Raw genomic sequence first — 26,766 nt, forward strand, 5'->3', positions numbered from 1 at the left:
CCAATCGAGGATTTTCAGGCTGTGCCGGTGAAGCAACGTGCCGATCGGAACCGCTGCCGAAGGACTTAGGCCAGGAGACTGGTGACGTCTTGCTCCAAGACGCAATACTGCCTCTTGGATTCTTCTGTAGGAGAAATGATGTTTGGTTTGTTGAGAGGTATATGGAGTTATCGTCACTTCATAACGTCGTCTATCAAAAATGATTTCGTATCACGTTTTGCGCGGAGTCGTCTCGGTGGGCTCTGGATGATCATAAATCCGTTGGCCCAAGTCGCTATCTACGCTCTTATTCTCTCCAATGTGCTCGCGGCCAAGTTGCCGGGTGTGGACAACAAGTATGCCTATGCGCTCTACCTCATGGCAGGCATCCTGGGGTGGAACCTGTTTTCCGAAATCGTCAGCCGGTGCTTGGGGTTGTTTATCGAGCAAGGCAACCTGATGAAGAAAATGCGGTTTCCGCGTATCTGTCTACCCGTTATCGTGACGGGATCTTGTCTGGTCAACTATTTCTTCCTGCTACTTTCCATGCTCCTGGTGTTCGCTCTTTTGGATTCGTTTCCGGGTATAGAGCTACTCTGGCTGATACCGCTCACACTAGCGGCGTTAGCGTTGGCATTGGGTGTCGGATTGATCCTAGGTGTACTGAACGTGTTCGTCCGCGATATCGGTCAAGTTGTACCCATTCTCTTGCAGATCTGGTTCTGGTTCACTCCGATCGTCTATCCGGTGCACATCGTTCCAGAGTCGGTCAGGGGCTTTATTAGTTATAACCCAATGTATCCGATAATTACCGGCTTTCAAAATGTGCTGGTTTATGGGCACGCTCCCGACACCGGGGCCATTGCCATTACCCTGGGCATTTCATTACTTCTCCTGCTACTCGGATTGTTCATATTCCGTCGAGCCGCTCCCGAAATGGTGGACGCACTATGAGCCTACTCAAGGTTTCAGGCGTCGGAAAATCCTATCGGACCTATTCTTCGGAATGGTTCAGGTTCGCCCGTTGGTTTGGCTTCAAAGGTGGCGTTCTCGAAGAAAAATGGGTGCTACGAAATATAAATTTCACGATTGAACCCGGTCAGGCCATTGGGATCGTCGGACAAAACGGCGCTGGCAAAAGTACGCTCTTGAAAATGATCACCGGAACCCTTCAACCCACTGAAGGAAGCATCCAGCTCAACGGTAGGATTTCGGCGATTCTCGAGTTGGGCATGGGCTTCAATCCAGAGCTGACCGGTCGACAAAACGTAATGCATGCCGCTGGCCTGATGGGCTTCGGGGGCGAGCAGGTACAACATGAAATGGCCAACATTGAAGCCTTCGCTGAGATTGGTGACTATTTCGACGAACCGGTCCGTACCTACTCCAGCGGTATGCAAATGCGAGTTGCCTTCGCTGTCGCCACCGCCTTCCGCCCAGAGATTCTCATCGTCGACGAAGCCCTCTCGGTAGGCGATAGTTATTTTCAGCACAAGAGCTTTGCCAAGATTCGCGAGTTCCAACAGCAGGGCACGACGCTGCTGATCGTTTCCCACGACCGAGATTCCATCCAGGCACTGTGTGATCGTGCGATCCTCTTAGAACGCGGTGGCATCATAAAGGACGGTGCTCCGGAAGAAGTCATGGACTTCTATAACGCGTTGATTGCCGAGAAGGAGAACTCGACGGTACAGACCAAGACGCTCGAGGATGGCAAGGTCCAGGTGAGCTCCGGTACCGGCGAAGCGCGCGTCGAGCATATCGCCCTCTACAATGACGCAGGCCAAGTCGTAGAGCATCTGAACGTTGGGGAGTCGGCGCGTCTTCAAGTCCGCGTAAGACTATTCAGCGATCTCGATACGCTGGTTCTGGGCTACGGCATCAAGGACCGGCTTGGTCAGGTTATGCACGGCACCAATACCTGGTATACCCAGCAATCCATTGAACGTCCCCGTTCAGGTGAGCTGTACATCTTCGACATTTCCTTCAAGGCGAATCTAGGTCCCGGTAGCTATTCCGTACAGACCGCACTGGTAGACAGGGATACTCATCTGACGGCGAACTACGAGTGGCGTGACTTGGCTCTTGTGTTCACTGTTTCAAATTTGGACAAGGTTTATTTTGCCGGTTGTAACTGGCTAAATCCGGACATCGAGATCTCCAAGGCATGACTTTTATTTCGTTTGCGCAGAATAGAGAAGACGTATTGCTCTGGCGCGCGCTTGGCCATGTGGAAAAAGGTTTTTACATCGATATTGGGGCCAATGATCCGGTCGAGCATTCCGTTACTAAGGCCTTCTATGACCGAGGCTGGAGGGGCTTGAACGTCGAACCCGTTCGACAATGGTTCGATAAGCTGGTTGCTGCGCGGCCGCGCGATATAAATCTTCAAATCGCCGCTGGCGCCGAGCAGGGGGTCATGACCTTGTATGAGGTTGCCGATACCGGCCTGTCGACCTCGCGTAAGTCAGTTGCCGAACGCCATGGCGATAATGGCTTCGCGCACGTCCCGGTACAGGTTCAGGTCGATACGGTTTCTAACCTTTGCGCCCTGTGGGAAATCGAAGACGTTCACTTCCTCAAGATTGACGTCGAGGGGGCGGAGCGTGAAGTACTCTTGGGCATCGACTTTACCAAGCTCCGGCCTTGGATCGTTCTGGCAGAATCGACCGAACCGCTTTCGCAGCAAGGCAGCCATCAGGAGTGGGAGGAGCTGATTACTGATCACGACTACACCTTCGTCCACTTCGATGGCTTGAATCGTTTCTATCTGGCCAACGAGCATGCTGATCTTCGTCAGCATTTTCAGGCACCGCCCAATGTGTTTGACGACTATCTGACTAGTGGGCAGCTCTCCGCATTGGAGAGAGTCAATGAGCTATCCCAGAAAAATGAGGAGTTGTTACAACAGAACGGGGAGCTTGCTAAGCGAAATGAGGAGCTGGCTTCTCGATCTGCGGAAGCTTCTGCGGCTGTTGTCCAGGCGGAGAAGCATTGCGCTCAAGCTGACCACCGTGTGCTTGCCGCTGAGAATGATTACCTTCGTCTCGAAGTGGAACATCAGAAGTTGCTGCTGAGCCAAGAAACATTCAGGCATCGAGTGGAGCTTCTGGAGCTTCAACTTGCCGAGCGAGACAAAGATATCGCCAGGCTGGAACAAGGTGAACAAGAGCAGGTGACACGCTGGCAACTACTCAGCGAACGGTTTCCTATGCTAGCGTCCACTAGCGATCTCGCCCAAGGCCTGCGTCAGATCAATGATGAACGCGAGCAGCAAATGGTCAAGTTGTCCGAGGCGGCACTGGGTGCCGATGCGCAATCTCGGCACTGGCAGAATGAAGCTGCAGATACTCAGAGACGTCTGGATGCAGTGGTACATAGCCTGTCTTGGCGTTTGACCCAACCGCTACGTGAAGCAAACAAGACGGTGCGAACCACTCGGCTATCACTGGCTCGCCTGGCAGCAAGCGGGAAAAGGTTAGCAAAGGTGGCTGCCTACCCTTGGATAGTCAGGGCTCTCCGCAAGGTCTTGGCCAATCCAACGTACAAGCGTCGGGCGGCTCGAGTCGTCGGTCGTTATCCCAGGCTATACGACAAGCTATTCCGCGTTGCCAGAGGGGCGGGGCTGTTCACGCCCAATGCCCCGGTCGAGGAACGGCCAATCTACAATCCGAACACGTTCATTCAAGGCACCGAACCCGACTTGTCCGATCTCAGTACCAGTGCACAGCATTTTTATCAAGAGCTCAAGGCCGCCATCGAAGCCAAGCACGGAGGGTCGCACTAATGCGTATCGTGTTGGATTTGCAAGGCGCGCAAACAGAAAGTCGATACCGTGGCATCGGTCGTTACAGTCTGTCCCTCGCACAAGGGATAGTGCGGAACCGAGGTGAACACGAAGTTATCATACTGTTGAATGGCCAGTTCGGGGATACCATCGAACCCATCAGAACTGCATTCGAAGGGTTGCTGCCAGTCGATCGCATCCATGTATGGTACGGCCCTGCCCATACCGCGGAGTGCCTTTCCGGAAATGACTGGCGACGCTTGGCTGCCGAAACATTGCGCGAGGCCTACATAGCCTCCCTGAATGCCGATATCGTACATATCAGTAGCCTTTTCGAAGGTACTGCCGATGACGCGATCGTGACCTTGGGAGGTATCAGCAGCGACACACCCGTCGTTGTCACCTTGTACGATCTTATCCCATTGATGAATCCAGAGGACTATCTGGATCCTCACCCGAATTTCAAAAACTACTATCTGAATAAAATTGCTCATCTGAAGAGCGCGCAAGGATGGTTGGGTATTTCGGAGTCAGCCTGTCGCGAAGGTATCGATGTCGCAGGTCTTCCGGCAGACCGCGTGGTCAATATATCCACCGCCGCAGACTCGATTTTCGTTCCCGCGCAGATGTCGGCCGAAGACGAATCTTTCCTCCGGGAAAAATTTGCCATTCGTGGTGCCTTTGTCCTTTATACAGGGGGCGCCGATCCGCGTAAAAATCTCGAGCGCATGATCGAAGCCTATGCGTCCCTCGATAGGCACATCCGCAGTGAACATCAGCTGGTCTTGGCCGGTAAGATGCCGGAAAACATAATTGCCGGTTTGCGCGCTTCGGCGAGCTCTTTTGGTTTGAAAGAGTATGAGTTGGTGTTCACCGGCTATGTGACCGATCAAGAACTGGTGGCGCTTTACAGCACCTGTAAGGTATTCATCTTTCCGTCTCGTCACGAGGGATTCGGGCTACCAGCGCTGGAGGCGATGAGCTGCGGAGCGCCGGTCATAGGTTCAAACACTTCCAGCGTGCCCGAAGTGATTGGCACCGCTGAAGCATTGTTTGATCCTTTCGACCTTGATTCGATGCGGCAGTCACTGTCACGTGCGATTACCGATGAGGAGTTCAGACAACGCCTCATTGCCCATGGGAAAGAGCATAGTAAAAAATTCTCTTGGGATAGAAGTGCGATTGCGGCGCTTGCGCTGTTCGAGCGCGTGGCTGGAAAGGCGACGTCCAGTGTTGCGCCCGACAGGAATCGGCTGATTACCCTGGCCGAGGAAGCCATTGCGTCGATAGTCTTGGAAAAGCCTACGTTTAATGATATCAAGCAGTGTGCAGCTGCTTTTGCTCAAAACTTCAGGCCGGAGCGAGAGAAAAAACTCTTCATCGATATATCGCAACTTGTGCATGTCGATTCGAAGAGCGGCATTCAGCGGGTAGTGAGAAGCGTCTTGCAGCAGCTGCTTTCAACGCCTCCAGCGGGTTATTCTAGCGAACCCGTATATGCCACCATGGATAGCCTCGGCTATCGTTATGCCAGCGAGTTCTTGAAAAAGAACTTTCCAGCGTTCGCTCATGCAGACCGCGATATCGATACCGCCATCGATTACGCCAGTGGTGATATATTCTTGGGCCTGGACCTACAGCACCATGTCGTTATCCGTCAGCAAGCAGCGCATAAGGCGATGCGCAACGCGGGTGTAGAAGTGTCGTTTGTAGTTTACGATCTGCTTCCGGTTCTCATGCCAGAGGTCTTCCGTGACTTCATCGGTGACCTGCACCATGAGTGGCTGCAAGCAATCTCACAGAACAATACGTTGCTGTGCATTTCTGCTGCCGTTGCTCAGGACATGCGTGACTGGTTGGATGCCCATCCTGTTGCAAGACATAAGCAGTTGCGTATCGAGTGGTTTCACCTGGGGGCGGATGTCGAAAGCTCGATGCCGACAAAAGGCCTTCCGGATGATGCGGACCAGGTGCTGACGCAGCTGGAGGAACGAGCGACTTTCCTTTCCGTAGGCACTATTGAACCGCGCAAGGGACACGATCAAACCCTTGCCGCTTTTGATTTGCTTTGGCGTGAAGGGTTGGACGTGAACTTGGTGTTGGTTGGTCAGGCGGGCTGGAATACCGAAGAACTCATCGCCAAGTTGCAGGGCCACCCTTTGCTGGGGAAAAAGCTGTTCTGGTTGAAAGGGATCAGCGACGAATATCTGGAGCGTATCTACGAGGCGGCAGACTGCCTGGTCAACAGCTCGAAAGGCGAAGGTTTTGGCTTGCCGCTCATCGAGGCTGCCCAAGCCGAGCTTCCGATCATCGCCCGAGACCTGCCGGTTTTCAGGGAAGTGGCTGGCGATCATGCTCTCTATTTCGAGGGTGGCTCAGGCGAGGCGCTCGCGGCGACCGTCAAGCGCTGGTTGCCCCTGCATGCGCGGGGTGAGCATCCTCGTTCCGAGGACATGCCTTGGTTGACGTGGGAGAGCAGTACCAAGCAGTTGATCCAAGTACTGCTGAAGCGCGAGAGCGAGGCGGGCATCGCGGGCTAGACAGCGCCGCAATTCATGGCCGCATGCGCTAGGGCGGTTGTTGCTTAAGCTACAATCGTCCGCTGCAGACCGCATTAGGCTGTCATTTTACTTAAGAGACGAGAAACACATGAAAGCGATCATCACCGGCATCACCGGCCAGGACGGCGCCTACCTGGCCCAACTGCTGCTGGAAAAAGGCTATACCGTCTATGGCACCTATCGCCGTACCAGTTCCGTCAACTTCTGGCGCATCGAGGAGGTCGGCGTCGCCGGCCATCCCAACCTGCATCTGGTCGAGTATGACCTGACCGACCTGTCCGCCAGCATCCGTCTGCTGCAGACCACCGAAGCCACCGAGGTCTACAACCTGGCCGCCCAGAGCTTCGTGGGCGTGTCCTTCGATCAGCCGGTGACCACCGCCGAGATCACCGGCGTCGGTCCGGTGAACCTGCTCGAAGCGATCCGCATCGTCAATCCGAAGATCCGCTTCTACCAGGCGTCCACCTCGGAGATGTTCGGCAAGGTCCAGGCCATTCCGCAGATCGAGAGCACCCCCTTCTATCCGCGTAGCCCCTATGGCGTGGCCAAGCTCTACGCGCACTGGATGACTATCAACTACCGCGAGTCCTACGGCATCTTCGGTACCAGCGGCATCCTCTTCAACCACGAATCCCCGCTGCGCGGCCGTGAGTTCGTGACCCGCAAGATCACCGACAGCATCGCCAAGATCAAGCTGGGCAAGCTGGACGTGCTGGAGCTAGGTAACCTCGACGCCAAGCGTGACTGGGGCTTCGCCAAGGAATACGTCGAAGGCATGTGGCGCATGCTGCAGGCCGACAAGCCCGACACCTACGTGCTGGCCACCAACCGTACCGAAACCGTGCGTGACTTCGTCAGCCTGGCGGCCAAGGCCGTGGACATCCAGCTGGAATGGAAGGGCGAAGCGGACAAGGAAGAAGGCTACTGCACCCGCAGCGGCAAGAAGATCGTCGCCGTGAATCCCAAGTTCCACCGTCCGGCGGAAGTTGAACTGCTGATCGGCGATCCCGAGAAGGCCAAGCGCGAACTGGGCTGGGAGCCGAAGACTACCTTGGAGCAGCTGTGCCAGATGATGGTCGAGGCTGACCTGCGTCGTAATGAACAAGGCTTCTCGTTCTAACTAAGGGGATAGGCATGCCAACCGCTCTGGTCACAGGCGCATCGGGTTTTACCGGACGCTATCTGATCCATGCACTCAAGGCCCGAGACTTCAAGGTCATCGGACTTGGTAGCGGCTCTACCGATGCGGATGTCACCTTGGCATGCGATCTCACCGACAAGGCGGCCGTCGCTGCCGCCGTGGCGCAGGCGCAGCCGGATTGGGTCATCCATCTAGCCGCGCTGGCCTTCGTTGGTCATGCCGACCAGGAGGCCTTTTACCGGGTGAACCTGTTCGGCACCTTGAACCTGCTGGAGGCACTGGGTTCGCTAGAGCGGCAACCCCAGCGAGTGCTGATTGCCAGTAGTGCCAACATCTATGGCACGCCTGGTATCGAGGTGATCGACGAATCTGTCTGCCCGGCGCCCGTCAACCATTACGCCTGCAGCAAGCTGGCCATGGAACACATGGTCGCCACCTGGTACGACCGCCTGCCCATCGTCATCACCCGGCCATTCAACTACACCGGGCCGGGGCAGGATGAGCGCTTCCTGATTCCCAAGATCGTGGGGCATTTCGCCCGCGGTGAACGGGTAATAGAACTAGGCAATCTGGATGTGAGTCGAGACTTCTCCGATGTCCGTGATCTGGTTCAGGCCTATATCGGTCTGCTGGATAGCACTCACCGTTCCAGTCCGGTCAACGTTTGCTCCGGGCAGGCCACTGCGCTACGTACCGTCATCCAGATGGCTGAGCAGATCGCGGGTTATGCGATCGAGGTGCGTGTGAATCCGGCGTTCGTGCGTGCCAATGAAATTCCCGTGTTGCGAGGAGACGATGCTCGCCTGAGAGGAGTCGTCGGTCCACGGAATCTGATACCGCTCCAGCAAACCCTGAGCGACCTTTTCGGAGCCATGGGCAGCGGTGCTCGACGGACGTGAGACTCGGCCTGGGCACTACCGTCTGGTCTCGCGGGACCGCCTTGGGACATCTTGACGGCATCGGCATCTACAGTGAGGCGCTCTGGCAAGCGCTGTCACGTTGTCCTGAGCTGCGCATAAGCTCATATGTCCTCGATGGTGAGCCGCAGTCATTGGCCTGCGGAACACCCGTAGGACTGGCCAGGAGCTTCCCCGGTCTGGTACTTCGAAGCGCGCTGCTGGGCGCGGATCGCGGTATCAGCCGCCGACTGGCGGCGGAGGTCGAGGTATTTCACGCGTTGGATCATCATATTCCGCGACTGAAAGACATACCCTTGGTCGCTACCGTCATGGATCTGATTCCGCAACTGCATCCCGAGTGGGTCACTCCCAGGTTGCGTGCATTGAAGAGCAGCCTGTTCAACCGGAGCGTCCGCTGGGCTGATCAGGTCATCACCATCTCCGAAAGCAGTCGGTTGGATATCATCCGAATCCTGAAACTTCCCGAGGACCGGGTTCACGTAACCCCCTTGGGCGTAGATGCGCGTTATTTCAGCCGGCAATCCATGGCCGCGCGGCTGGAGGTGCTGACGCGACATGGCCTGGAGCCTGGCTTCTTTCTATTTGTTGGAACGCTGCAACCACGCAAGAATCTCACCGCCGTTCTTGCGGCACATGCTCGATTGCCGGAAGTACTGCGTAAACGCCATCCGCTGGTAGTCGTCGGCCGCAATGGTTGGCGTGCCGAGGCGCTGGTCGCCGAGTTACGCGCGCTGGAGGCCAGAGGCGAAGGGAAGTGGTTGGAGTATCTACCGCAGAACGAGGTGATCGCCCTTCTGCAGAGTGCGGCGGCGCTGGTATTCATGTCGTTGTTCGAAGGTTTTGGTTTGCCAGCGATCGAGGCTTTCGCCGCGCGTTGCCCGGTGATCTGCTCCAACACTACGTCGCTGCCAGAGGTCGTGGGTGAGGCGGCTTTGCAGGCCGACCCGCGTGAGCCTGGGGCTATCGCCCAGGCGATGCAGCAGGTTCTGGACGATCCCCTGGGCGTTCAGCAGCGGGTCGACGACGGCGAGCGACGCGCTCGCGGCTACACCTGGGACGCCTGTGCCGCCCGAACGCTCGAGGTCTATCGCCTAGCCCTGAAAGGGCGTTAGGCGATCCGGTTCAACCAAGGGCTTCGCGATAGACCCTGATCAGTTCGGCAGCCATGATCTCGCTGCGAAAGTGCGTGTCGAAGCGCGCCCGAGCGGCCTGGCCATAGCGGGTCCGTAGGTCGGCATCCTGCCAGAGCGTGATCAACCCCGCACGCAGGGCAGCAGGCTCGGGCGGTACGCCGATCCCGGTCTCGCCGTCGAGATTGATCTCGCTCATGCCCGAGCCGATCTCGCAACTGAGCATGGGCTTGCCGTACATGGCCGCTTCCAGCAGCGCCATGCCAAAGGCCTCGGAGCGCAGGTGCGACGGGAAGACGAAGCTTTCGCAGCCGGCATAAAGCGCTGCCAGGTCTGCTTCGCTCTGACGTCCCAGGAAATGGCAGTTCTTCAGACCCAACTGCTCGCACTGCGCGTGAAGGGCTTCGCCTTCCGGTCCGTCGCCGACGATGGCCAGCGGATAGTCGAGCCCCTGAAGCGCTTCGAGTAGCAGGTGCAGCCCCTTGTAGTAGCGCAATACCCCCACGAACAGCAGATAGCGGGGGCCGAGACGCTCGCGCCAGCTCGCCACGCGCCGTGGATCCGCCTCGGGATAGCTGGCTGGATCCAGGCCATAGGGAATCACCCTTACCTTGCTACCCAGGCGTTGCAGGGTAGGGCTGGACCGGCGATAGGGCTCGGTTGCCGCTATCACGCGAGACGCCTTGCCCAGGAAGCCGTGCATCAGCGGTGAATAGAGCTTGAGCAGATGGCGCTGCTTGACGATGTCCGAGTGGTAGCTGACCACATAGGGCTTGCCTGGCCGTATCACCAGTTGCAGGAGGTCCATGAACGGCCAGGGGAAGTGAAAATGCACCAGGTCGACAGCGCGGCTTTCCTCGGCGAAGGCGCGGAAGGCAGCCAGGGAAAGTCCGGTCGAGGCGAGGTCGAGGTCCTGCTTCACCCGGCGGACGGGTATGCCGTCCACCTCGAGCCGTTCGGGGTCGGGATGCTTGCTCAGCGTCAGGACCCGATGCTCGATCCCGAAGCTTCTTGTCGCCAGACACATCTGGCGAATGACATGTTCGATCCCACCATGGGTATCGGGTAGATACGTCTTGAAGACATGCAAAATGCGCATGAGCGAGGCTGGCCCAAAAAGTACGCACCCTAGCACAGGTGTCTAGTATGCAGGTTTAACGCAGCATGATAGGAATGGCCAAATTGGGCAGTAGTCTGCCTTTTATGTGGCAATTTGCTATCAAAGCGATTGAACTTTCTTGCCGAACGGTAGATTGGTATTACGATTTTCGATTGAGATTCGACGAAATTCTTCTATCCTGACCTCGTCAAGAAGCTGGCATCGTCACAGTTAAAGTGTGATAGTGTTGGCGCTTGACCAAGGCTCGGGTGTGCGCATCCGGGACTTTTAAGGATATCGGTCACGGGCGCAATGGATCACATGGACGATTCACCCTTCACCTTCAAGACTCGGCTGCTCACTCTCGAGCCCGGGATGTATATCCTCAGATATGCCTCCCAGGACAACGCCGAGCAGCCCTGCCTCATCAGCCTGCAGCCTGCCCCCATCGGCAAGAGCTCGGTCGATTTCTTTCCAGGCGAAACCGTCGTCCGCAATACCCTCTCCCGTCTGGGTGACACCCTGATCGTGCGCGTCAAGAACGGCGCCGGCACCCTGCTCATCACCGAATATCAACGTGCCGATCTGCCGGTACGCAAGGTCGACCTGCGCGTCGATCGGATCGATACCTCCGTCGACATCATTCGTCCCGAACAGCAGCAGGCTCCCGTCGTCGCGAGCCAGGCGCTGGAATCGGCAGCGCGGGCCGAGCGGCATGGCAGCCCCCTGCTGCTCGAGCTCCTCGGTCATGTTCAGGCCAAAGGGGACGTCACGGCCCACGAGTGGGTGGGCAATACCGAACAGGAAGCCCGCCTCGAAGGTTTCGCCATCATCTGGCCGAACAAGCCCCAGGGTGTGGATATCGCCTACAGCTGCAAGGTCGCCGATGTCTTGCAGCCCGCTGTGCTCAGCGGCAATTTCTCCGGCTCGCGCGGCAAGCGCGCGCCCATCACTGCGGTGGCCATGGCCCTGGTCGGGCCACGCCGCGCCGAATACGTTCTGGATGCCCAGGCGGTCTTTGCCGGATGTGATCCGCAAGACCTCGTGGACGGCCAGGAAGTTACTGCCCAACAGGGGCAGGCCAAGCTCGTCGCTCTACATGTATCGATCACCCCCCGCATCGAGATGAACGCTGCCCGCTACCAGTCTCCCAGGGAAGATCTCACCCAAATCCCGCTTCATCCCGCGCAAGTCACCACCTGACGCGCGACCTAGGAGATTCTTTTCATGCAATACGATGCCGCCATTACGTCCGCTGCTTTCACTACTGCTCTGGCCGCCACTTCGCTGAACGTCACTACCAAGAGCGTCATTGCCGACCTCCTGGACCTGGACGTGTCCAACTCCACCGTCACTGCCGCTGGCTACAACGGCAAGTCGCTGAGCCTGACCGTCGACCCGGTCACTGGCGCTCTGCAGACTCCTGAATTCGTCTCCCTGGATGTGGCTGGTGCTGCTGGTACCGACGTCAACATTCCGGTTGGCCCGACCTTGGCCAACGCCTCGGTGTTCCTGATCAACTCGGCCGCCAACATCACCTTCACCGTGGGCAACGCCGTCACCACTCAGGCCACCGTCGATGCCAGTGGTATCAATCGCGCGATCATCAGCGGCTCGGGCAATGACATCATTGCCGTGACCGATAACGTCAACACCCTGGTGGATGCTGGCGCGGGTAATGACAAGATCACGACTGCTGGTGGTAATGATGTCGTCATCCTCAATGGTGGCAACAACACCGTCAGCACTGGTGCCGGCGCCGACCTGATCTATACCGGAAATGGCAACGACATCGTGGACGCTGGTACCGGCTACGATGTGGTCAGGGTCAGTGGAAGCCTGGCGGATTACACCGTGACCTCGACCAGCAACTCGGTGGTACTGACCAGCAGCACGGGTACCGTGACGCTCAGCAACGTGCAGTTCGTGACGGATACTTCGGGCACCAGCTCTGTCGCTATTGCGTCGTCGCAGTCCGAAGCGACTGTTCTGCGGCTGTACGAAGGTCTGTTCAATCGCAACGCCGATGCCAGTGGTGCTCAGGCTTGGACTGAGGCGTTCGCTGGCAACGGCGGTGATCTCAAGGCCATCGCTAACGGCTTCCTCGGTTCTGCCGAATTCGCCAGCCTGGGTAACTTGAGCGATGCCCAGTACATCCAGAGTTTGTACAGCAACGTTCTGGACCGTACCGCTGATGCCGAAGGTTTGGTCACCTGGGCTCAGTTGCTGGCTACCGGTGGCACCCGCGCCGATGTCGCTATCGGCATCGTGGGTTCCGCGGAGGCTCAGACTCACGACACCAGCGTCATCTTGGTCACCGGCCAGGTCTAACGGCGTTTCGTTGACCTGAGACAAGACTTCCGGCCCTAGGGCCGGAAGTCTTTTTCAAACCAGTAGCCTTCTGATCCACCTGGCTTTTCGCGGAGACCGCTGCCCATGAGCCAATCGACACTCATGGAGCACTATCAGGCTCTGCTCCAGGCCGGACAGTCAGACGAGGCTCAACGTCGTCTCGAGCTGGCACTCCAGATTCCCGATCAGCGCCCGGTAGCGCTGGTCTCCGCCGGTCTTGCGGCGCTCAACAGAGGCGCGCTGGATCAGGCTTTCCTGACCCTGGCCGAAGCCAACGCCAACGCCAGCCTGGCACGGCAGGGCGAAACGGCAGCATTGCTCGCCCACGTGCTCCTGCAAAAGGGCGAGTCCCAAGCCGCCTACGACTTTCTCGCCGACCCGGCCAATCCTGCCCGTAATACCCCTGCGGTTCGGCTATTACGCTTGCGTGCACTCATCGCGCTACCTGGCGTCAAACCGGCGCGACTGGTCGAGCAACTGCCCTACGTCAACAGCGCCGACGAACTGGCCGTGCTATTGCAGCAGCTGTCACCACGGCGTTGGGGACACGTCGAGTTCGATCCGGCCACCCAGGAAATCCGTGGCTGGGTGCTGGATACCCGGCATCCACAAACGCCGGTCAAACTCACGTTGAAACTGGGTGATCGTCAACAGACCATCGTCGCCAACCTACCCAGTCCGTTACTGGCCAAGTCGATCAATGGCGGGCGTCATGGTGGCATTCGCCTCCGTCTGCCTGCCCCGCTCGGCCGTGTGCGCCTGTGCTGGGCGGATGGCAGCGAGGTTCTGGGCAGTCCGCTGGCGGCCGTCGAAGCGCTACGGCCCATTCCGGTTGAAGCGCCGGTGGAATCCATCGACCCCGTCGTGGATGTGCTCATTCCCATTTACCGCGGGCGCGAGGCATCGCTCGCCTGTATCCAGGGCGTGCTCGATAGCCTGGACGCCAACCAGACCCCGATGAACGTGGTGGTGCTGGACGACGAAAGCCCCGAGCCCGAGTTGAGCCAGGCGCTGCGCGAATTGGCCGAGGCGGGCCGGATCGAACTCCATCGCAGCCCGGCCAACCTGGGCTTCATCCGCAACATGAATCGGGGCATGGCCCTGCATCGTGCGCGCGACGTGGTATGGCTGAACGCCGACGCGCGCGTCTGCGATGACTGGCTGGACAGGCTGCGTGAAGCGGCCTACTCCGCAGCCGAGGTAGCCACCGCGACGCCTTTCAGCAACAACGGCGAGCTGCTCAGCTTCCCGGAAAGCCGCAGGAGCCACGTCATGCCCACGCTGGACGAACAGCGTGCCCTGCATCGCCAGGCGGCCAGCGATCTCTCGGCACCGCCCGAGATCGAAGTAGGTTGTGGCTTCTGCTTCTATATCAAGCGCCGGGCGCTGGAGCAGGTCGGCCTGCTCGACGAGATCCAGCTCAAGCGCGGTTATGGCGAGGAAACCGATTGGTGCCTCAGGGCCAAGGCCCAGGGCTGGCGGCACGTGGCGGCGCAGCGGGTCTTCGTCGCGCACCGCGGCGGCGTTTCCTTCGGTGCGGAAAAGCTCGAGCGGGTAGCCTTCAACAACGCCATCCTGCGCCAGCGTTACCCCGGCGCGGAACGTGCCTTCGAGCGTTTCTATCGTCACGATCCGCTCAAGCCCTATCGCCAGCGGCTCCAGCGCGAGCGACTCCCTGAGCTCGGCGCCCAACTGGCGTCGGCCAACACCCGCGCGACGATCATCGCGGCCGACCGGCTCGATCTTCTCGCAGCGCTGGGTGGCGACGAACCTGCCTTTGTCCTCGCCTTTCGGCAGACGGATGCCGAGCTGGGAGTCAGCCTGCGGGTTCACGGCCAGGGGCTGCCGGTGCTCCTGGACTACCGTCTACCCCTGGAAATGGACCAGCTGATCACGGACCTGCAACGGTTGCGGCCTAGCGCCTTGGGTTACATTCAGCCCGAGCGCTGTCCTGCATTGCTGCAGACCCTTCCCGCGCGGCTCGACGTGCCCTATCGCCTGATCGATCCGGCCGCCGATACCGGCTTCCCAGCCACTGGCTTCCGCGAGGCAGCTAGCGAGCAGCGCGTGACCTTCGCCGCGCTGGCCACCGCGCTGCTGATGAGCAATCCCCAGGTCCCCGTTGCGACGAGCGCGTCTTTTGCGTCGCTCGACCAGCCACCGACCCCGCGCCTGGGCAATATCCTGATCGCTGATTCCCTCGCGGATCCAGGACTGGCCCAGGCCTGGTTGCAGCTGGTTCGTCTGAGCCGGCGGCAGGGCCTGACCTGTCGCTTCCTGCTCCTTGAGCGCACGCCTTGGGAAAAGAGCCTGCTCGCCAGTGGCAATGTCAGCCCCCTGATCGAGTTACCTGGTATCGCCCGGTCCCGGATACCTGCCTTGGCCGGCTGTACCCTGGCCTTGAGTCTCGAGGCCGCACCAGCCAGTGCCTGGTTCGCGCCTCAAATTGCCCGGCATACCGCCTTGCCCCTTTATGCACCCGCAGGGGTGGTCGCGACCGAAGTGGGCGCCCATCCCCTCGGTCTGCTGCCCGCGCCCCTGAATGCCCTGCTAGGCGACGCCCTTCCCGACAGGTTTCTCCATGACTGAACTCTCCAAAGCTCCCGCCCTGGTCACCGTGCAAGGCCAGATCCAGGGTCTTCACGGCAACGTGCTCGAGGGCTGGGCCTTCGATCCTGCCCAGCCCGATCTGCGTCTGGCGCTGGAAGTCGTCATCGATGGGGCGTGCGTAGCCTTGGTACGTGCGGACACCTATCAGCACGATCCGCTGGCTGGTGACGGCTTTCATGGCTTCGCCCTCCAGTTGCAACCGGCCTGGCTCAGCGGGGCTCGGCGTATCGCCGTGCGGTTGGCCAACGAGGGCCCCTGGATCGGTGAGCCCTTGGAGCTACCCAACGAGAAGCCTGTCAAGGGCGAGTCCCAGGTGCCGGGCAGTCAGGTCTGGTACGGCGGTGGCCTTGTCGTAGCGGGTTGGATCTGGGATGAAACCACCCCGGGACGTCACGTCGAGGTGCGGGCGCGCCTGGGCGATCAGATCGTCGCCCGTTGCCTGGCGGATCTGCACCATCCGGCACTCATCTATCGCGCCGATGCCGATCATGGCTACAGCCTGGAGCTGCCCTGGCAGTTCGGTGACGGCGAGCGCCGCGAGGTGCATATCGAGGACGATCAAGGCCGACCGCTACACGGCAGCCCCATCACCGTCTGTTGCCATGCCGAAGGACTCGGCGCCCTGGTGGCCGCCCACTGGCCTGCGCAGGCCGACCCGGCACCCCGCGACCTGCTCATTCGCCTGGCGCGCGATTACGACCAGCGCTGTCCGCGTAGTGCCGGCTTCGGCCATTACCCCGAGTGGTTCGCTCACTACCAGCGCGCCCCTGAGTACCCACAAGCCGTGACGGGTAGCAGGATCGCCGTTCTGCTCCATGGGCAAGCCGGTGAAACCGAGCGGCAGGCGTGCCTGGACAGCCTGAGCCAACAACGCCTGCGGCCCCTCACCCAGGCCGTCGCCGATCCCGCTGACGTATCCACCTCCTTGCAGCTGCTGTTGGAGGAGGGGGCCGACGCTGTGCTGTTCCAGCCATTGGATAGTCGTCTGCTGCCCCACGCCCTCGACCAACTGGCGCTGGCGCTGCAACCGAAGGAGGCAGGCAAGCACGTGGCTTGGGCCTTCGCCGATAGCGATCAGGACGCAGCGGATGGCCAGCGTAGCAACCCCTGGTTCAAACCGAGCTGGGATCTGGACCTCTACCTGGGCGCTGACCTCTTCACCGCCGGCGCCCTGTTTGGCCGCGACATCGCCCAGCGCGCCGTCCAACTGCTGAACGCAGCGCCCGAGCTGCCACGCGATCATGAAGGGGTACTCGCCGCCCTTATCCTGGCCACGGAGCAAGACAGGCTGGGCGTTGCTCGCGTGACTCAGGTGCTCAGCCATCGCAGTGCCAACAGTCCCGCAACGCCGGCCGCTTGTGATGCCGGCAAGCCGCAGCGTCTTGAGCGCCTGACCTGGCTGGTGAACAAGCTACGTCCGGGTACCCGTCTAAGCCGCCAGTCCAAGCTGCCCGGTACGCTACGCACCCACTGGCCGCTGCCCGAGCGTCTACCCAAGGTCAGTCTGATCATCCCCACCCGGGATGCCTACCAGCTCCTGCATGCCTGCATGGAAGGTCTGCTGACCCAGACCGACTACCCGGACCTGGAACTCATCATCGTCGACAACCAGACCAGCGATCCCGAAACGCTCGCCTACTTCGACGAACTCAAGGGGCGTGGTGTACGCATCCTGCCGCATCCCTATCCCTTCAACTACGCCACCCTGAACAACGTCGGTGTCGAGTTCGCCACGGGGGAATACATAGGTCTCATCAACAACGATATCGAGATCCTGCATCCGGATTGGCTCAAGGAAATGATGAGTCTGGCGCTACGACCTGATGTTGGAGCGGTAGGCGCCAAGCTGCTGTGGAAGAACGACATGGTCCAGCACGCCGGCGTCGTCATCGGTATCAACGGCCTGGCCGCCCATACTGGCAACAACTGGATGCGCAACGATCCGGGCTACCTGGGTTTCAACCACCTTGTCCGCCGCCAGAGCGCCTGCACCACCGCCTGCCTGATCCTGCGTCGTGATCTCTACAGGCAGATCGAGGGCATGGACGAGGTCCGGCACCCTGTTGCCTTCAACGACGTGGACATGTGCCTGCGCATCAATGAGCTCGGCCTGAAGATTCTCTGGACGCCGTTCGCTGAGTTGATTCATGCAGAGTCGGCGAGTCGGGGTAAAGATAGCACTACCGAAAAAAGATACCGAGCTTATCGAGAGCAGCGGAAGTTATTGAGTCGCTGGGGCGAGAATTATAAATACGATCCATATTACTCAACGCATCTCAATGCTGACTGGGCGCTTGGTCCTTTTATGGGAATGAGGTTTTAAAGGAATGCATAATATGAGTTTTCAACTTCTCGAAGGTGCGGGCAATTTAAATTGTATTTTCAAAAAAGCGTTAGATGGCATTTTTGAAGGATGGTTGTTCAACGTTAGCAATCCCAGTAGACGCTATGAAATAGAAGTAATAGTTAATGGGTCGATTGCTGCCACAGTTTCGGCAGATATCTATAAAGAGTCTAAAGATACTGTTGGTGAAAAAAATCAAAACTGCGGATTTTATCTCGATCTAAGATATTTCTTGAAGCCAAACCACATAGCTCAAGTGAATTTCAGGGTTAAAAACAAAGGGGTTTATCTATTTAAAGAGAATTTTTCTTTTGAATGGAAAGATGACCGAAGTGTAGTAGGTCACCTCGAAAATTTCTCGGATGAATTTGTTGTGAGTGGTTGGGCTTACTCTCTGTCTGAAGAAAAGCCTGCAATTATAGATGTTTTTTTAAACGGTGACCTAATAGCGACAGGCTTGGCAGATGGCTTTAGGCCTGACGTGCAGATGCACGTTCGAGATAGACTTAGATGCGGATTCAAAATCAAATTACCGCCACAGGCTGTAAAAGATTTTTCAGGGCATATTCATATATTGGTGAATGGATGTCCAATAGCCAATGGCGTCTTAAGATTTTCTCTACTCGGAAAGGCGTCTCTCGAGTTAGGGGAAATTAAAGCAGCAAAATTAAAAATTTCACTAACAGGCGTATACATCCGCGAATGTGTCGTCGATATCTTCGTGGACGGGATCTTTTGCGAAAAAATAAAGGTTTGTTATGCTGAAGATTATCTATTGAATGGCGAATGGCTAATTCCCAATCACTTGAGAGATGGAAGCAGACACGTCATTCAGGGATTCGTAAATGGTCTTGGACAGCTGCGTAGCGACATAAAAAATATTAAATATCCAGATTTCGCCATACATATTGATAAAGTTGGAAAGTCTTCTATTGCGGGCTGGGTCTTTCAAAAAGACAGCGATTTTCCAGTGGCCGTTGATTGCTACCACAACGATATCCTCATTGGCTCATTTTTTGCCAATGAAATCAGAGATGATGTCAAGTTTTCGCATCAACTTGTGTCTTCTAGACACGGCTTTACCTTTGAGATAGACGATGAGTTATCTGGGAGCTCTAAGTTATATTTTGAAGATGCGGCCACAAATGTAGCTATTGCTGAGATTCATATAAGTGACCGGTTTGAGGATCTTCAAGAGGCAGTCCGGTTAGGTTTCGGCGTTGACAACAAGGCAGGTGTCTTTAAAAGCCTACTGGCTGACAGCCTAACAAGTGAAAAAGGTGGATTTGACTATAGATTGGTTGATCCAACCCCTAAATCTATTCAAAGCTCTGATATCCTAACAGTTATCCTTCCAATATACGATGGTTATATTGAAACTGTTGAGTGTCTAGATAGTTTGCTTACGGCCAAAAACACAGTAAAGCACCGTCTTATCGTAATAAATGATAATAGCCCAAATGTTGAGATTAATAGATATTTGGAAGAAGTGGATTTTGGCATTTTTGGCAACGCGGTATACATAAAGAGAACAAGGAATGGGGGGTTCTCTGAGGCCGTAAACGCTGGATATTCTATTGCCGGAAGGTCCGATGTTGTAATTGTAAATGCCGATGCTGTAATCCAAGACAACTGGTTGGATAAGCTTGTTCATATCGCCGAGAGTGAACCGAATATTGCAACTGTTACTCCATTTACTAATAATGGCGAGGTTGCGACTTATCCATACATCTGCAAGTCGCTGGCAGTTTCACATTTGGATCTCGCGAAAGAGGTAAATGCTGCCGCGGAGAGGAGAAACTTAAGAAAATTTGTTGAGATTCCAGTAGCAATTGGATTTTGCATGTATATCAAAAGGGCATGCTTAGACCAGATTGGCTACTTCGATGCCGCAAAATGGGGACGTGGCTATGGTGAAGAAGTAGAGTTTTGTATCAAGGCGCTTAGCTTTGGGTGGAAACACGTTCTGGCAGTAGATTCTTTTGCAATTCACAGGGGGAATGTTTCGTTTGGTAATGAAAAGTTAGAGCGAATAATTAAAAGTTCAAAAATCATATCGAATGATTATCCGTACTACGATTCGTATGTGCAAAGGTATATTTCTGACGATCCGGCTAGAGTCTATCGCCGAAATATTAGTGTTGATCTTTTAAGTAAGGATATAAGTCAAAATAGCGCGTTGATAATTTCACATGCTTTTGGCGGTGGTACTAAAAAGTATGTTGATGATATTTGTAGACTCTATAAGAATTCGGGCTATAGCATATCTCTCCTAGAAGTTGGCGGAGATCGCTGCTATAGAATGCATCTTCATACTAATCAATCAAAATGGAACGGTTTCTTCCAAAATGTTCATGTCGAAATTTATAAATCGACAGAGTCTGAGAAGCTATTAGAAGATCTCCGGATACTTAATTTTGATAAGGTTCACCTCAACAGTCCGTTCGGATTGAACGCTGATATTCTCAAGTGGATTATAGAAAAGAATTATATTCTTACACTGCACGACTATGCATGGGTATGTCCTTGGGTAACCATGCAAGGTTTGGATGGAAATTTTCAAGAGAAAATCTCTGCTGAAGATATAGATCTTCATCAGCCTCACAAACTGCTGATTTCTTTTTACAACGATGCCAAAGAAAGCGGAAAAGAATATAGCAGTTCATTTGTAGATCTATTTAGAAGCGCAAAGAAAATAATCTGTGCTTCAGACGATACGAAAAGAAGAATGGAAGCGCATGGCTTACTCGGACAATATATTGTAAAGGATCATCCGCTTGTTAAGTCTCCGATTAAAAGTAATTTAAGGAAAACCACGACAGGGCATGAAATTAATGTAGGCATTATTGGCGCTATATCTGATATAAAGGGGTATTGGCAGCTTTTAGATTTGGCGACAACGGCGAAGCGTCTAAATATGCCGTTAAAATTTACTGTTTTTGGTTACACTCAAGACGATAAGGCATTTGATGGGTTAAGCAATGTAGAGATACTTGGTCTTTATAATGAAGATGATATAGGCGACTTAACTTCAGGGTACGGAGTCGATCTTGCACTGTTTCCGTACCAGATAGCAGAAACGTATTCATACACATTGTCACTTTGTTTTGAGCTGGGAATTTGGCCACTTGTCACCGACATCGGGGCTCCGGCAGAGCGGGTTAGAAAGCTATCTTATGGTACAACATACCCTGTTGATACAAACTCAACACAGCTATGCCGGCTATTGATAAATGTAGCAAATGCCCATAACAAAGAAAAAGGACAGGGACCGTCATTCACTGTATGTGAAAATATCTCTGACTATATTGAGGGGAAATTATTTTGACTTATCAAAGTTTTTCTGGGAACAAAGGTGACTCCGATAGCTATGAAAAGCTTACGAAACTCAAGCTTCCAAAGTTAGCGGGTAAGCGCTTCCTTGATATTGGCTGTAATGAAGGATATTTTTGTGGCGTTGCTATTGCAGCCGGAGCTCAGGAGGTCATGGGTATTGATATAAACAAAGAAATAGTCTCTGCGGCTCAAAAGCGGTTCCCTAGTGCGAATTTTAAAAATCTTAGTTGGAATGATAATTTATCAGGAAGATATGACGTCATTATATGTTTATCCGCCATTCATTATTCTGAAGATCAGCCAAAGACTATAGCAAAAATATTAGAACTACTTAGTGACGATGGTGTTTTCATTCTGGAATTAGGACTTGTAGACACAGACTCATTTGAGTATCAGCCGTTTGAGCGTGCTGCGGGCGATGTACGATACTATGCTACGTTTAAAGCGCTGGATGATATATTTGGAAGTAATTATGTGTACAAAGTGATTGGGCCAAGTGTTAATCAGTCCGGTGATCCCGTACCTAGATGGGTTGTTCATGTTTTTAGAAGAAAACCCACTATAATGCTTTTTATGACACAAAGCTTCAGTGGGAAATCATCAGTCTCGGCATTAATTTCAAAAAATAGAGATATGGATGTTGGGTTTAAGCTGATAAGTTTTGATGAATTGATAGTGGGGTTAGATAGTTATTATGACTCCTATGTTAAGCAGTATCCGGTGCTCGAGAGATTTAAGAGATTTGTCTCTGAGCACGAAGGCTCTGCAAATTATATTATGGATGATTTAGGGAAGTACGATTATCTGTTTGAATTCATCAAGTTCGTTGTTGAATCATCCTTGAAGGGTAAAGAGTTGGTTGTTTGGGATGGCTATGTCCCAGAGCATCTGCGAAGTAAAGTTTCTAGCTCGTTTGAAATGCTTGGCTATAACGTTTGGGTCTCTTCGCCTGTAGTGGAATTCTCAAAGCCCGTGCTAGATATTAACGCCATTTGGCTTCCATGATTAAAGCTTTGGTGCCCTAATGAGGCTGCTTAAAAAGACTGATCTAGAAAACTGCCTACTAGCATGTAAGAAAAGCTTTTTGTTCGTAGGTTTTTTTAGTTTGTTTGCAAACCTATTGCTTTTAGTTCCATCGTTTTACATGTTGGAAGTTTACGACAGAGTAATTAGTAGCCGTAGTGTTACCACACTAATTATGTTAAGCATAATTATGGTGGTGATGATGGCTACTTATGGCGCGATAGAGTGGATTAGATCGCGGATTATGATTAGGGTATCAGCTCGACTTGATTTGATGCTTAGTGAGCGTGTATTTAAGGCAAGCTTTAAGCAATCTTTGTACTCGGGGGGGATGGGTGGATCATCCCAGCCAATGGGAGATCTTACAGGCTTAAGGCAGTTTTTGACTGGTAGCGGTTTATTTGCGTTTTTTGATGTGCCTTGGATACCTATTTATATAGGCGTTATGTACTATTTTCATCCGTATTTTGGGTATTTCACAATATTTGGAGCTATCGTTGCAGTTATTCTAGCTTTTGCGAATGAAAAGCTTACCAGTGCTCGGCTATTAAGTGCGAATCGGGAGAATTCAGGTGCAGCAAATATCGCTGTTGCGAGTTTAAGAAATTCCGAAGTGGTAAGCTCAATGGGTATGTTGGATAACTTGCTTGGTCGATGGAAGATTCGAAATTACCAAGTTTTGTCTTTGCAGAGTCGTGCAAGTGATCTCAGTGGTGCCATATCAAATGTATCTAAGACTTGGAGAATTCTGTTACAGTCTTTTGTGCTCGGTTTAGGGGCTTACTTAGTAATAAATAATGAGATCACTCCCGGTTTGATGACCGCAGCATCATTGCTTATGGGACGGGCACTAGCCCCTATCGATCAGATGATTGGTGGATGGCGTGGTTTCGTCGCAGCTCGTGGTCAGTACGTTCGGCTCAATGACGTCCTCCAACAGATTCCTGCTGATCCTAAGCGTATGGAGCTACCAGTGCCCATGGGGGATCTAACTGTAGAGCAAATTGTTGTCACTCCACCTGGTGCGCATGTGCCAGTCATTAGAGGAGTCAGCTTCCGTGCTCCGCCTGGTGCCTCCGTAGGTGTACTTGGAGCGAGTGCTGCTGGAAAATCAACTCTTGCCCGTGCTCTGCTGGGAATCTGGCCCACTCAAAGTGGGAAGGTGAGGCTGGATGGCGCTGACATGTTTCATCTAGATCGGACTGCCGTAGGCCCGCATCTGGGGTACTTACCCCAAGACATCGAACTATTTGAGGGCTCCATTGCCGAGAACATCGCCCGCTTCAGCGAGGTCGATGCTGCCAAGGTCGTCGAGGCGGCCCAGATGGCCGGTGTACACGAGATGATCCTGCGTCTACCGCAAGGCTACGACACGGTCATCGGTGCCCATGGTGGTGTTCTTTCCGGTGGTCAGCGTCAACGGATCGGGCTTGCGCGGGCGCTTTACGGTGATCCGAAGTTGGTCATTCTCGATGAGCCCAATTCCAACTTGGATGACGTTGGTGAGCGAGCACTCGGAGAAGCGCTGATCAAGCTCAAGCAGAAGGGCACGACGCTGTTCATCATTACCCACAGGGTCAGTGCCCTGGCCTATGTAGATAACCTTCTGGTGCTAAGCGAGGGCCAGATTGTGATGTCTGGCGCCCGTGATCAGGTGCTCGCCCAGCTCAAGGCGCAACAGTCGGGTGGACCGCAGGCTGTGCCCAACCCGGGTTCGGTTACACCGCTGCCACCCAAGCCCGGTAGTACAGGAGGAGCGCCTGCATGAAGGACGTCTATCTGGAAGCTGAGGCGGCGGGCCTCAAGGTCGATGATGCTCCCGTACGCCGACTGGGCTTCATCATTCTGTTCGTCGTGTTCGGCATCGGCGGTGGCTGGGCAGCCTTGGCGCCGCTGAACAGTGCGGCCTTTGCCACCGGCGTGGTGGCAGTGGATAGCTATCGCAAGTCGGTCCAGCATCTGGAGGGCGGCATCGTCCGAGAGGTGCGGGTACATGATGGTGACGAGGTCAAGGCCGGAGACGTGCTGATCGTGCTGGACGGCACCCAGGCAGGCTCTGAACTGGAAGCGACCCGCGGCCAACTGATCGCTGCCCAGGCGCAAGAGGCACGGCTGATCGCCGAGCGCGACGATGCCAATGACATCACCTTTGGAGCGAGTGATTTCCCGACTGTAGACAAGCGCGTCCAGGAAGCTCGTGCCAGTGAGCGGCAGATCTTCCTGGCCGGGCGCGATGCTCGCCGTGGTGAGATCGACGTCCTGAAGAATCGCGCCGCTGAACTCGAACAGCAGATTCGTGGTTACAACGACGTCATCGCTAGCAAGGAGAGCCTGGCCAAATCCTATGCCAGCGAGATCAAGGATCTCACCGGGCTGTTGAAGGAGGGCTTCGTCAGTAACGAACGCCTTCGCGATCAGGAGCGCAACCTCTCCCGTTTGCAGGCGGAGATTGCCGATAGCCGTTCTTCCATCGCGCGGGCCAAGGTTCAGATCGGCGAGACTCGTCTGCAGATTCTGCAGGCCACCCAGAAATTCAAATCGGACGTGGCTGGTCGGCTGGCCGATGCTCAGTCGCGGATCTACGAAGCCCGTGAACGGGTGGGTGCCTTGCAGGACAAGTACAACCGGACCGAGGTCAAGGCGCCCGTCAGCGGGATGGTGATGAACCTGGCGGTGCATACCATCGGGGGCGTCGTTCAGTCAGGCACCACTCTGCTTGATATCGTGCCGGATGCCGCCAAGCTCATCGTCGAGGTGCACATCGAACCCAAGGATATCGACCGGGTGGAGTTGGGGACCAAAGCGGAAGTGCGCTTCAGTGCCTTCAGCAATGCCACCACGCCCATCATCGAGGGCGAGTTGATCTATGTGTCGGCCGACCGCATCACCAATGAGCGTGACGGTACGCCCTATTACCTGGGCCGGGTGAAGCTGACCGACCAGGGTCGTAAGGATCTGGGCCATCGCGAACTGGTCGCGGGCATGCCGGCCGACGTGCTGATCAACACCGGGTCCCGCACCATGCTGCAATACCTGCTCAAGCCAGCGCGCAATGCGATGGCTCGCTCGCTGATCGAGGAGTAGGGCAACCATGAACGGTAAACGTATCGCTCTGGCCTTGCTGTTGAGTGGCTGTAGCTTGGCGCAGGCACAGACGTCCGAGGCACCCAGCGCGCAGGACTATATCGATCTCTGGAAGCTCTACCAGGACAGTGCCGTATCGGACCCGCGCATTCGCGGAGCCGAAGCTCAGGTGAAGAACCTGGAGGGCCAGGAGCGTTCCGCGTTTGGCCAGGTTCTTCCGCAGCTGAGTGGCGGGGCTTCCACCAGCCGGGTTCGACGCGAAGAAGGCCTGCAGACGCTCAATTACAATGGCGAGAGCTACAACCTCAGCCTGAGCCAGGCGCTGTATAACGCGGCCGCCTGGCGCGGCTTCAAGCGCTACGAGCAACTCACCGAGCAGTATCGTGCCCAGTACGAGGATGCCAAGAGCCAATCGGCCGCGGATCTGGTGCAGCGTTATTTCGCTGCCTTGGCGGCGGAAGACACCCTCGAGTTGGTCACCGCCGAGCGCAAGGCGACCCAGCGTAATCTGGATCGTGCCCAGGCCCTGTTCGACAAGCAGATGAGCACCGTCACCGACGTGCTGCAGATCTCCGCCAAGGTGGATAGCCTGAAGACCCAGGAGATCGAGGCGCGCAACCAGATCCAGGTGACCCGCGAGGCCTTGGGCGAATTGATCGGCCGTGCGGTCTATCAACCGCTCAAGCGACTCAACGAAAAAGCCCAACTGGCCATGCCGCAAGGTGACGAGGAGCAGTGGGTGAATTCGGCAGTGGCGAACAACCCCGCACTGGAGGCCAAGCAGCGCGCCGTGGATGCCGCCAACTACGGTATCTCCGAGGCCAAGGCCGGTCATCTGCCGACCCTGAGCTTCAATCTTGGCGCGCAACGCAGCGACTTTGCTTATGACAATGTCATCGCCTCCTCTGCGATCAACACCTATTCCGCCACCATCAGTGTGCAGATTCCACTCTACAGCGGCGGCTCGACCAGCGCCCGCGTCGCCAGCTCCTATGGCTCGCGCGATGCCGCTGAGCAGGAGTACGAATCGATCCGCCGGCAGGTGGTGAAGGAAACGCGCACAGCCTATATGAAGAGCGCCGCCGACCTGGCCAAGATCGGCTCTTCGCGTAACGCCCTGGATTCGGCGATCAAGTCGCGCGCTGCCAGCGAGCGCTCGCTCGGCCTAGGCGTGGCGACCGCCGTCGATGTGCTCAATGCGGTGCAGCAGGAATACAGCGCCCGGCGGGATTATCTGCAGGCGCAGTACGATTTCGTCACCAACCAGTTGGTACTGCTGCGCTGGAGCGGCGGCTTCCGCGACATCGACATCCAGAAGATCAATGGTTGGCTGGCGGTGCCGACGCCGGGCGAGGAGCGCAAGACCGGAGTGAAGGAAGGGGAAGTGGCAAAAGGATGAT

17 protein-coding genes are annotated in these 26,766 nt (G+C 55.6%); 16 read left to right on the top strand and 1 reads right to left on the bottom strand.

Annotated features, from left to right (window positions below; genetic code table 11):
• The first annotated feature begins 138 nt into the window (after positions 1-138).
• The 7 genes from FSV73_RS13475 (at position 139) to FSV73_RS13505 (ending at position 9,500) form a co-directional block, all read left to right on the top strand.
• The gene (locus tag FSV73_RS13475) at positions 139-933 is read left to right on the top strand and encodes an ABC transporter permease (RefSeq protein WP_145008362.1); all 795 of its coding nucleotides are present in this window, start codon (positions 139-141) and stop codon (positions 931-933) included.
• A complete protein-coding gene (locus FSV73_RS13480) occupies positions 930-2,150 on the top strand; it encodes an ABC transporter ATP-binding protein (RefSeq protein WP_145008363.1) in 1,221 nt (406 codons plus the stop codon). Before FSV73_RS13475 ends, FSV73_RS13480 begins: the two co-directional genes overlap by 4 nt.
• Positions 2,147-3,766 carry an FkbM family methyltransferase gene (locus FSV73_RS13485; RefSeq protein WP_145008364.1) on the top strand — a complete coding sequence of 540 codons (1,620 nt, stop codon included), beginning with the start codon at positions 2,147-2,149 and terminating at the stop codon, positions 3,764-3,766. Before FSV73_RS13480 ends, FSV73_RS13485 begins: the two co-directional genes overlap by 4 nt.
• On the top strand, positions 3,766-6,306 hold the full coding sequence (locus FSV73_RS13490; RefSeq protein WP_145008365.1) for a glycosyltransferase family 4 protein: 2,541 nt from the start codon (positions 3,766-3,768) through the stop codon (positions 6,304-6,306). Before FSV73_RS13485 ends, FSV73_RS13490 begins: the two co-directional genes overlap by 1 nt.
• A 109-nt stretch (positions 6,307-6,415) precedes the next feature.
• The gene (gene gmd / locus FSV73_RS13495) at positions 6,416-7,447 is read left to right on the top strand and encodes a GDP-mannose 4,6-dehydratase (protein ID WP_077171156.1); all 1,032 of its coding nucleotides are present in this window, start codon (positions 6,416-6,418) and stop codon (positions 7,445-7,447) included.
• Positions 7,448-7,461: 14 nt separating this feature from the next.
• Positions 7,462-8,367 (top strand): NAD-dependent epimerase/dehydratase family protein, encoded by a 906-nt coding sequence (locus FSV73_RS13500; RefSeq protein ID WP_145008366.1) that lies wholly within the window; start codon positions 7,462-7,464, stop codon positions 8,365-8,367.
• On the top strand, positions 8,364-9,500 hold the full coding sequence (locus FSV73_RS13505; protein ID WP_145008367.1) for a glycosyltransferase family 4 protein: 1,137 nt from the start codon (positions 8,364-8,366) through the stop codon (positions 9,498-9,500). Before FSV73_RS13500 ends, FSV73_RS13505 begins: the two co-directional genes overlap by 4 nt.
• Before the next feature lie 10 nt (positions 9,501-9,510).
• On the opposite strand, the gene FSV73_RS13510 is transcribed toward FSV73_RS13505, so the two are convergent.
• A complete protein-coding gene (locus tag FSV73_RS13510; RefSeq protein ID WP_145008368.1) occupies positions 9,511-10,617 on the bottom strand; it encodes a glycosyltransferase in 1,107 nt (368 codons plus the stop codon).
• A gap of 321 nt (positions 10,618-10,938) precedes the next feature.
• Here FSV73_RS13510 and FSV73_RS13515 point away from each other — a divergent pair, with 321 nt between their 5' ends.
• The 9 genes from FSV73_RS13515 (at position 10,939) to FSV73_RS13555 (ending at position 26,765) form a co-directional block, all read left to right on the top strand.
• Complete coding sequence (locus tag FSV73_RS13515) at positions 10,939-11,820, top strand: cell wall-binding repeat 2 family protein (protein WP_260856074.1); 882 nt, start codon at positions 10,939-10,941, stop codon at positions 11,818-11,820.
• A 24-nt stretch (positions 11,821-11,844) separates the two neighbouring features.
• Positions 11,845-12,948: a DUF4214 domain-containing protein gene (locus tag FSV73_RS13520; RefSeq protein WP_145008370.1), complete on the top strand. Its 1,104-nt coding sequence runs from the start codon at positions 11,845-11,847 to the stop codon at positions 12,946-12,948.
• Between the two features lie 105 nt (positions 12,949-13,053).
• On the top strand, positions 13,054-15,558 hold the full coding sequence (locus FSV73_RS13525; RefSeq protein ID WP_145008371.1) for a glycosyltransferase family 2 protein: 2,505 nt from the start codon (positions 13,054-13,056) through the stop codon (positions 15,556-15,558).
• Positions 15,551-17,902: a glycosyltransferase family 2 protein gene (locus FSV73_RS13530; protein ID WP_145008372.1), complete on the top strand. Its 2,352-nt coding sequence runs from the start codon at positions 15,551-15,553 to the stop codon at positions 17,900-17,902. The genes FSV73_RS13525 and FSV73_RS13530 overlap by 8 nt, the downstream gene beginning before the upstream one ends.
• A 13-nt stretch (positions 17,903-17,915) precedes the next feature.
• Positions 17,916-21,251, top strand: coding sequence for a glycosyltransferase (locus FSV73_RS13535; protein ID WP_186309229.1), 3,336 nt, complete (start codon positions 17,916-17,918; stop codon positions 21,249-21,251).
• Positions 21,248-22,264 carry a class I SAM-dependent methyltransferase gene (locus FSV73_RS13540; RefSeq protein ID WP_186309230.1) on the top strand — a complete coding sequence of 339 codons (1,017 nt, stop codon included), beginning with the start codon at positions 21,248-21,250 and terminating at the stop codon, positions 22,262-22,264. The genes FSV73_RS13535 and FSV73_RS13540 overlap by 4 nt, the downstream gene beginning before the upstream one ends.
• Positions 22,265-22,283: 19 nt before the next feature.
• Positions 22,284-24,050 carry a type I secretion system permease/ATPase gene (locus tag FSV73_RS13545; RefSeq protein ID WP_145008375.1) on the top strand — a complete coding sequence of 589 codons (1,767 nt, stop codon included), beginning with the start codon at positions 22,284-22,286 and terminating at the stop codon, positions 24,048-24,050.
• Positions 24,047-25,366, top strand: coding sequence for an HlyD family type I secretion periplasmic adaptor subunit (locus tag FSV73_RS13550; protein ID WP_145008376.1), 1,320 nt, complete (start codon positions 24,047-24,049; stop codon positions 25,364-25,366). Before FSV73_RS13545 ends, FSV73_RS13550 begins: the two co-directional genes overlap by 4 nt.
• 7 nt (positions 25,367-25,373) lie before the next feature.
• Positions 25,374-26,765: a TolC family outer membrane protein gene (locus tag FSV73_RS13555; protein ID WP_260856075.1), complete on the top strand. Its 1,392-nt coding sequence runs from the start codon at positions 25,374-25,376 to the stop codon at positions 26,763-26,765.
• Position 26,766 lies beyond the last annotated feature (1 nt).

The organism is Pseudomonas oryzihabitans, from assembly GCF_007665395.1.
In the GTDB taxonomy this organism is placed as follows: Bacteria; Pseudomonadota; Gammaproteobacteria; order Pseudomonadales; family Pseudomonadaceae; genus Chryseomonas; species Chryseomonas psychrotolerans_C.

What these genes read in the sequence shown, in the direction of transcription:
- FSV73_RS13525 (WP_145008371.1), top strand. Translation starts at nt 13,054, where the DNA reads ATGAGCCAATCGACACTCATGGAGCACTATCAGGCTCTGCTCCAGGCC.
- FSV73_RS13485 (WP_145008364.1), top strand. Translation starts at nt 2,147, where the DNA reads ATGACTTTTATTTCGTTTGCGCAGAATAGAGAAGACGTATTGCTCTGG.
- gmd (WP_077171156.1), top strand. Translation starts at nt 6,416, where the DNA reads ATGAAAGCGATCATCACCGGCATCACCGGCCAGGACGGCGCCTACCTG.
- FSV73_RS13510 (WP_145008368.1), bottom strand. Translation starts at nt 10,617, where the DNA reads ATGCGCATTTTGCATGTCTTCAAGACGTATCTACCCGATACCCATGGT.
- FSV73_RS13535 (WP_186309229.1), top strand. Translation starts at nt 17,916, where the DNA reads ATGAGTTTTCAACTTCTCGAAGGTGCGGGCAATTTAAATTGTATTTTC.
- FSV73_RS13490 (WP_145008365.1), top strand. Translation starts at nt 3,766, where the DNA reads ATGCGTATCGTGTTGGATTTGCAAGGCGCGCAAACAGAAAGTCGATAC.
- FSV73_RS13550 (WP_145008376.1), top strand. Translation starts at nt 24,047, where the DNA reads ATGAAGGACGTCTATCTGGAAGCTGAGGCGGCGGGCCTCAAGGTCGAT.
- FSV73_RS13545 (WP_145008375.1), top strand. Translation starts at nt 22,284, where the DNA reads ATGAGGCTGCTTAAAAAGACTGATCTAGAAAACTGCCTACTAGCATGT.
- FSV73_RS13475 (WP_145008362.1), top strand. Translation starts at nt 139, where the DNA reads ATGTTTGGTTTGTTGAGAGGTATATGGAGTTATCGTCACTTCATAACG.
- FSV73_RS13480 (WP_145008363.1), top strand. Translation starts at nt 930, where the DNA reads ATGAGCCTACTCAAGGTTTCAGGCGTCGGAAAATCCTATCGGACCTAT.
- FSV73_RS13515 (WP_260856074.1), top strand. Translation starts at nt 10,939, where the DNA reads ATGGACGATTCACCCTTCACCTTCAAGACTCGGCTGCTCACTCTCGAG.
- FSV73_RS13520 (WP_145008370.1), top strand. Translation starts at nt 11,845, where the DNA reads ATGCAATACGATGCCGCCATTACGTCCGCTGCTTTCACTACTGCTCTG.
- FSV73_RS13530 (WP_145008372.1), top strand. Translation starts at nt 15,551, where the DNA reads ATGACTGAACTCTCCAAAGCTCCCGCCCTGGTCACCGTGCAAGGCCAG.
- FSV73_RS13555 (WP_260856075.1), top strand. Translation starts at nt 25,374, where the DNA reads ATGAACGGTAAACGTATCGCTCTGGCCTTGCTGTTGAGTGGCTGTAGC.
- FSV73_RS13500 (WP_145008366.1), top strand. Translation starts at nt 7,462, where the DNA reads ATGCCAACCGCTCTGGTCACAGGCGCATCGGGTTTTACCGGACGCTAT.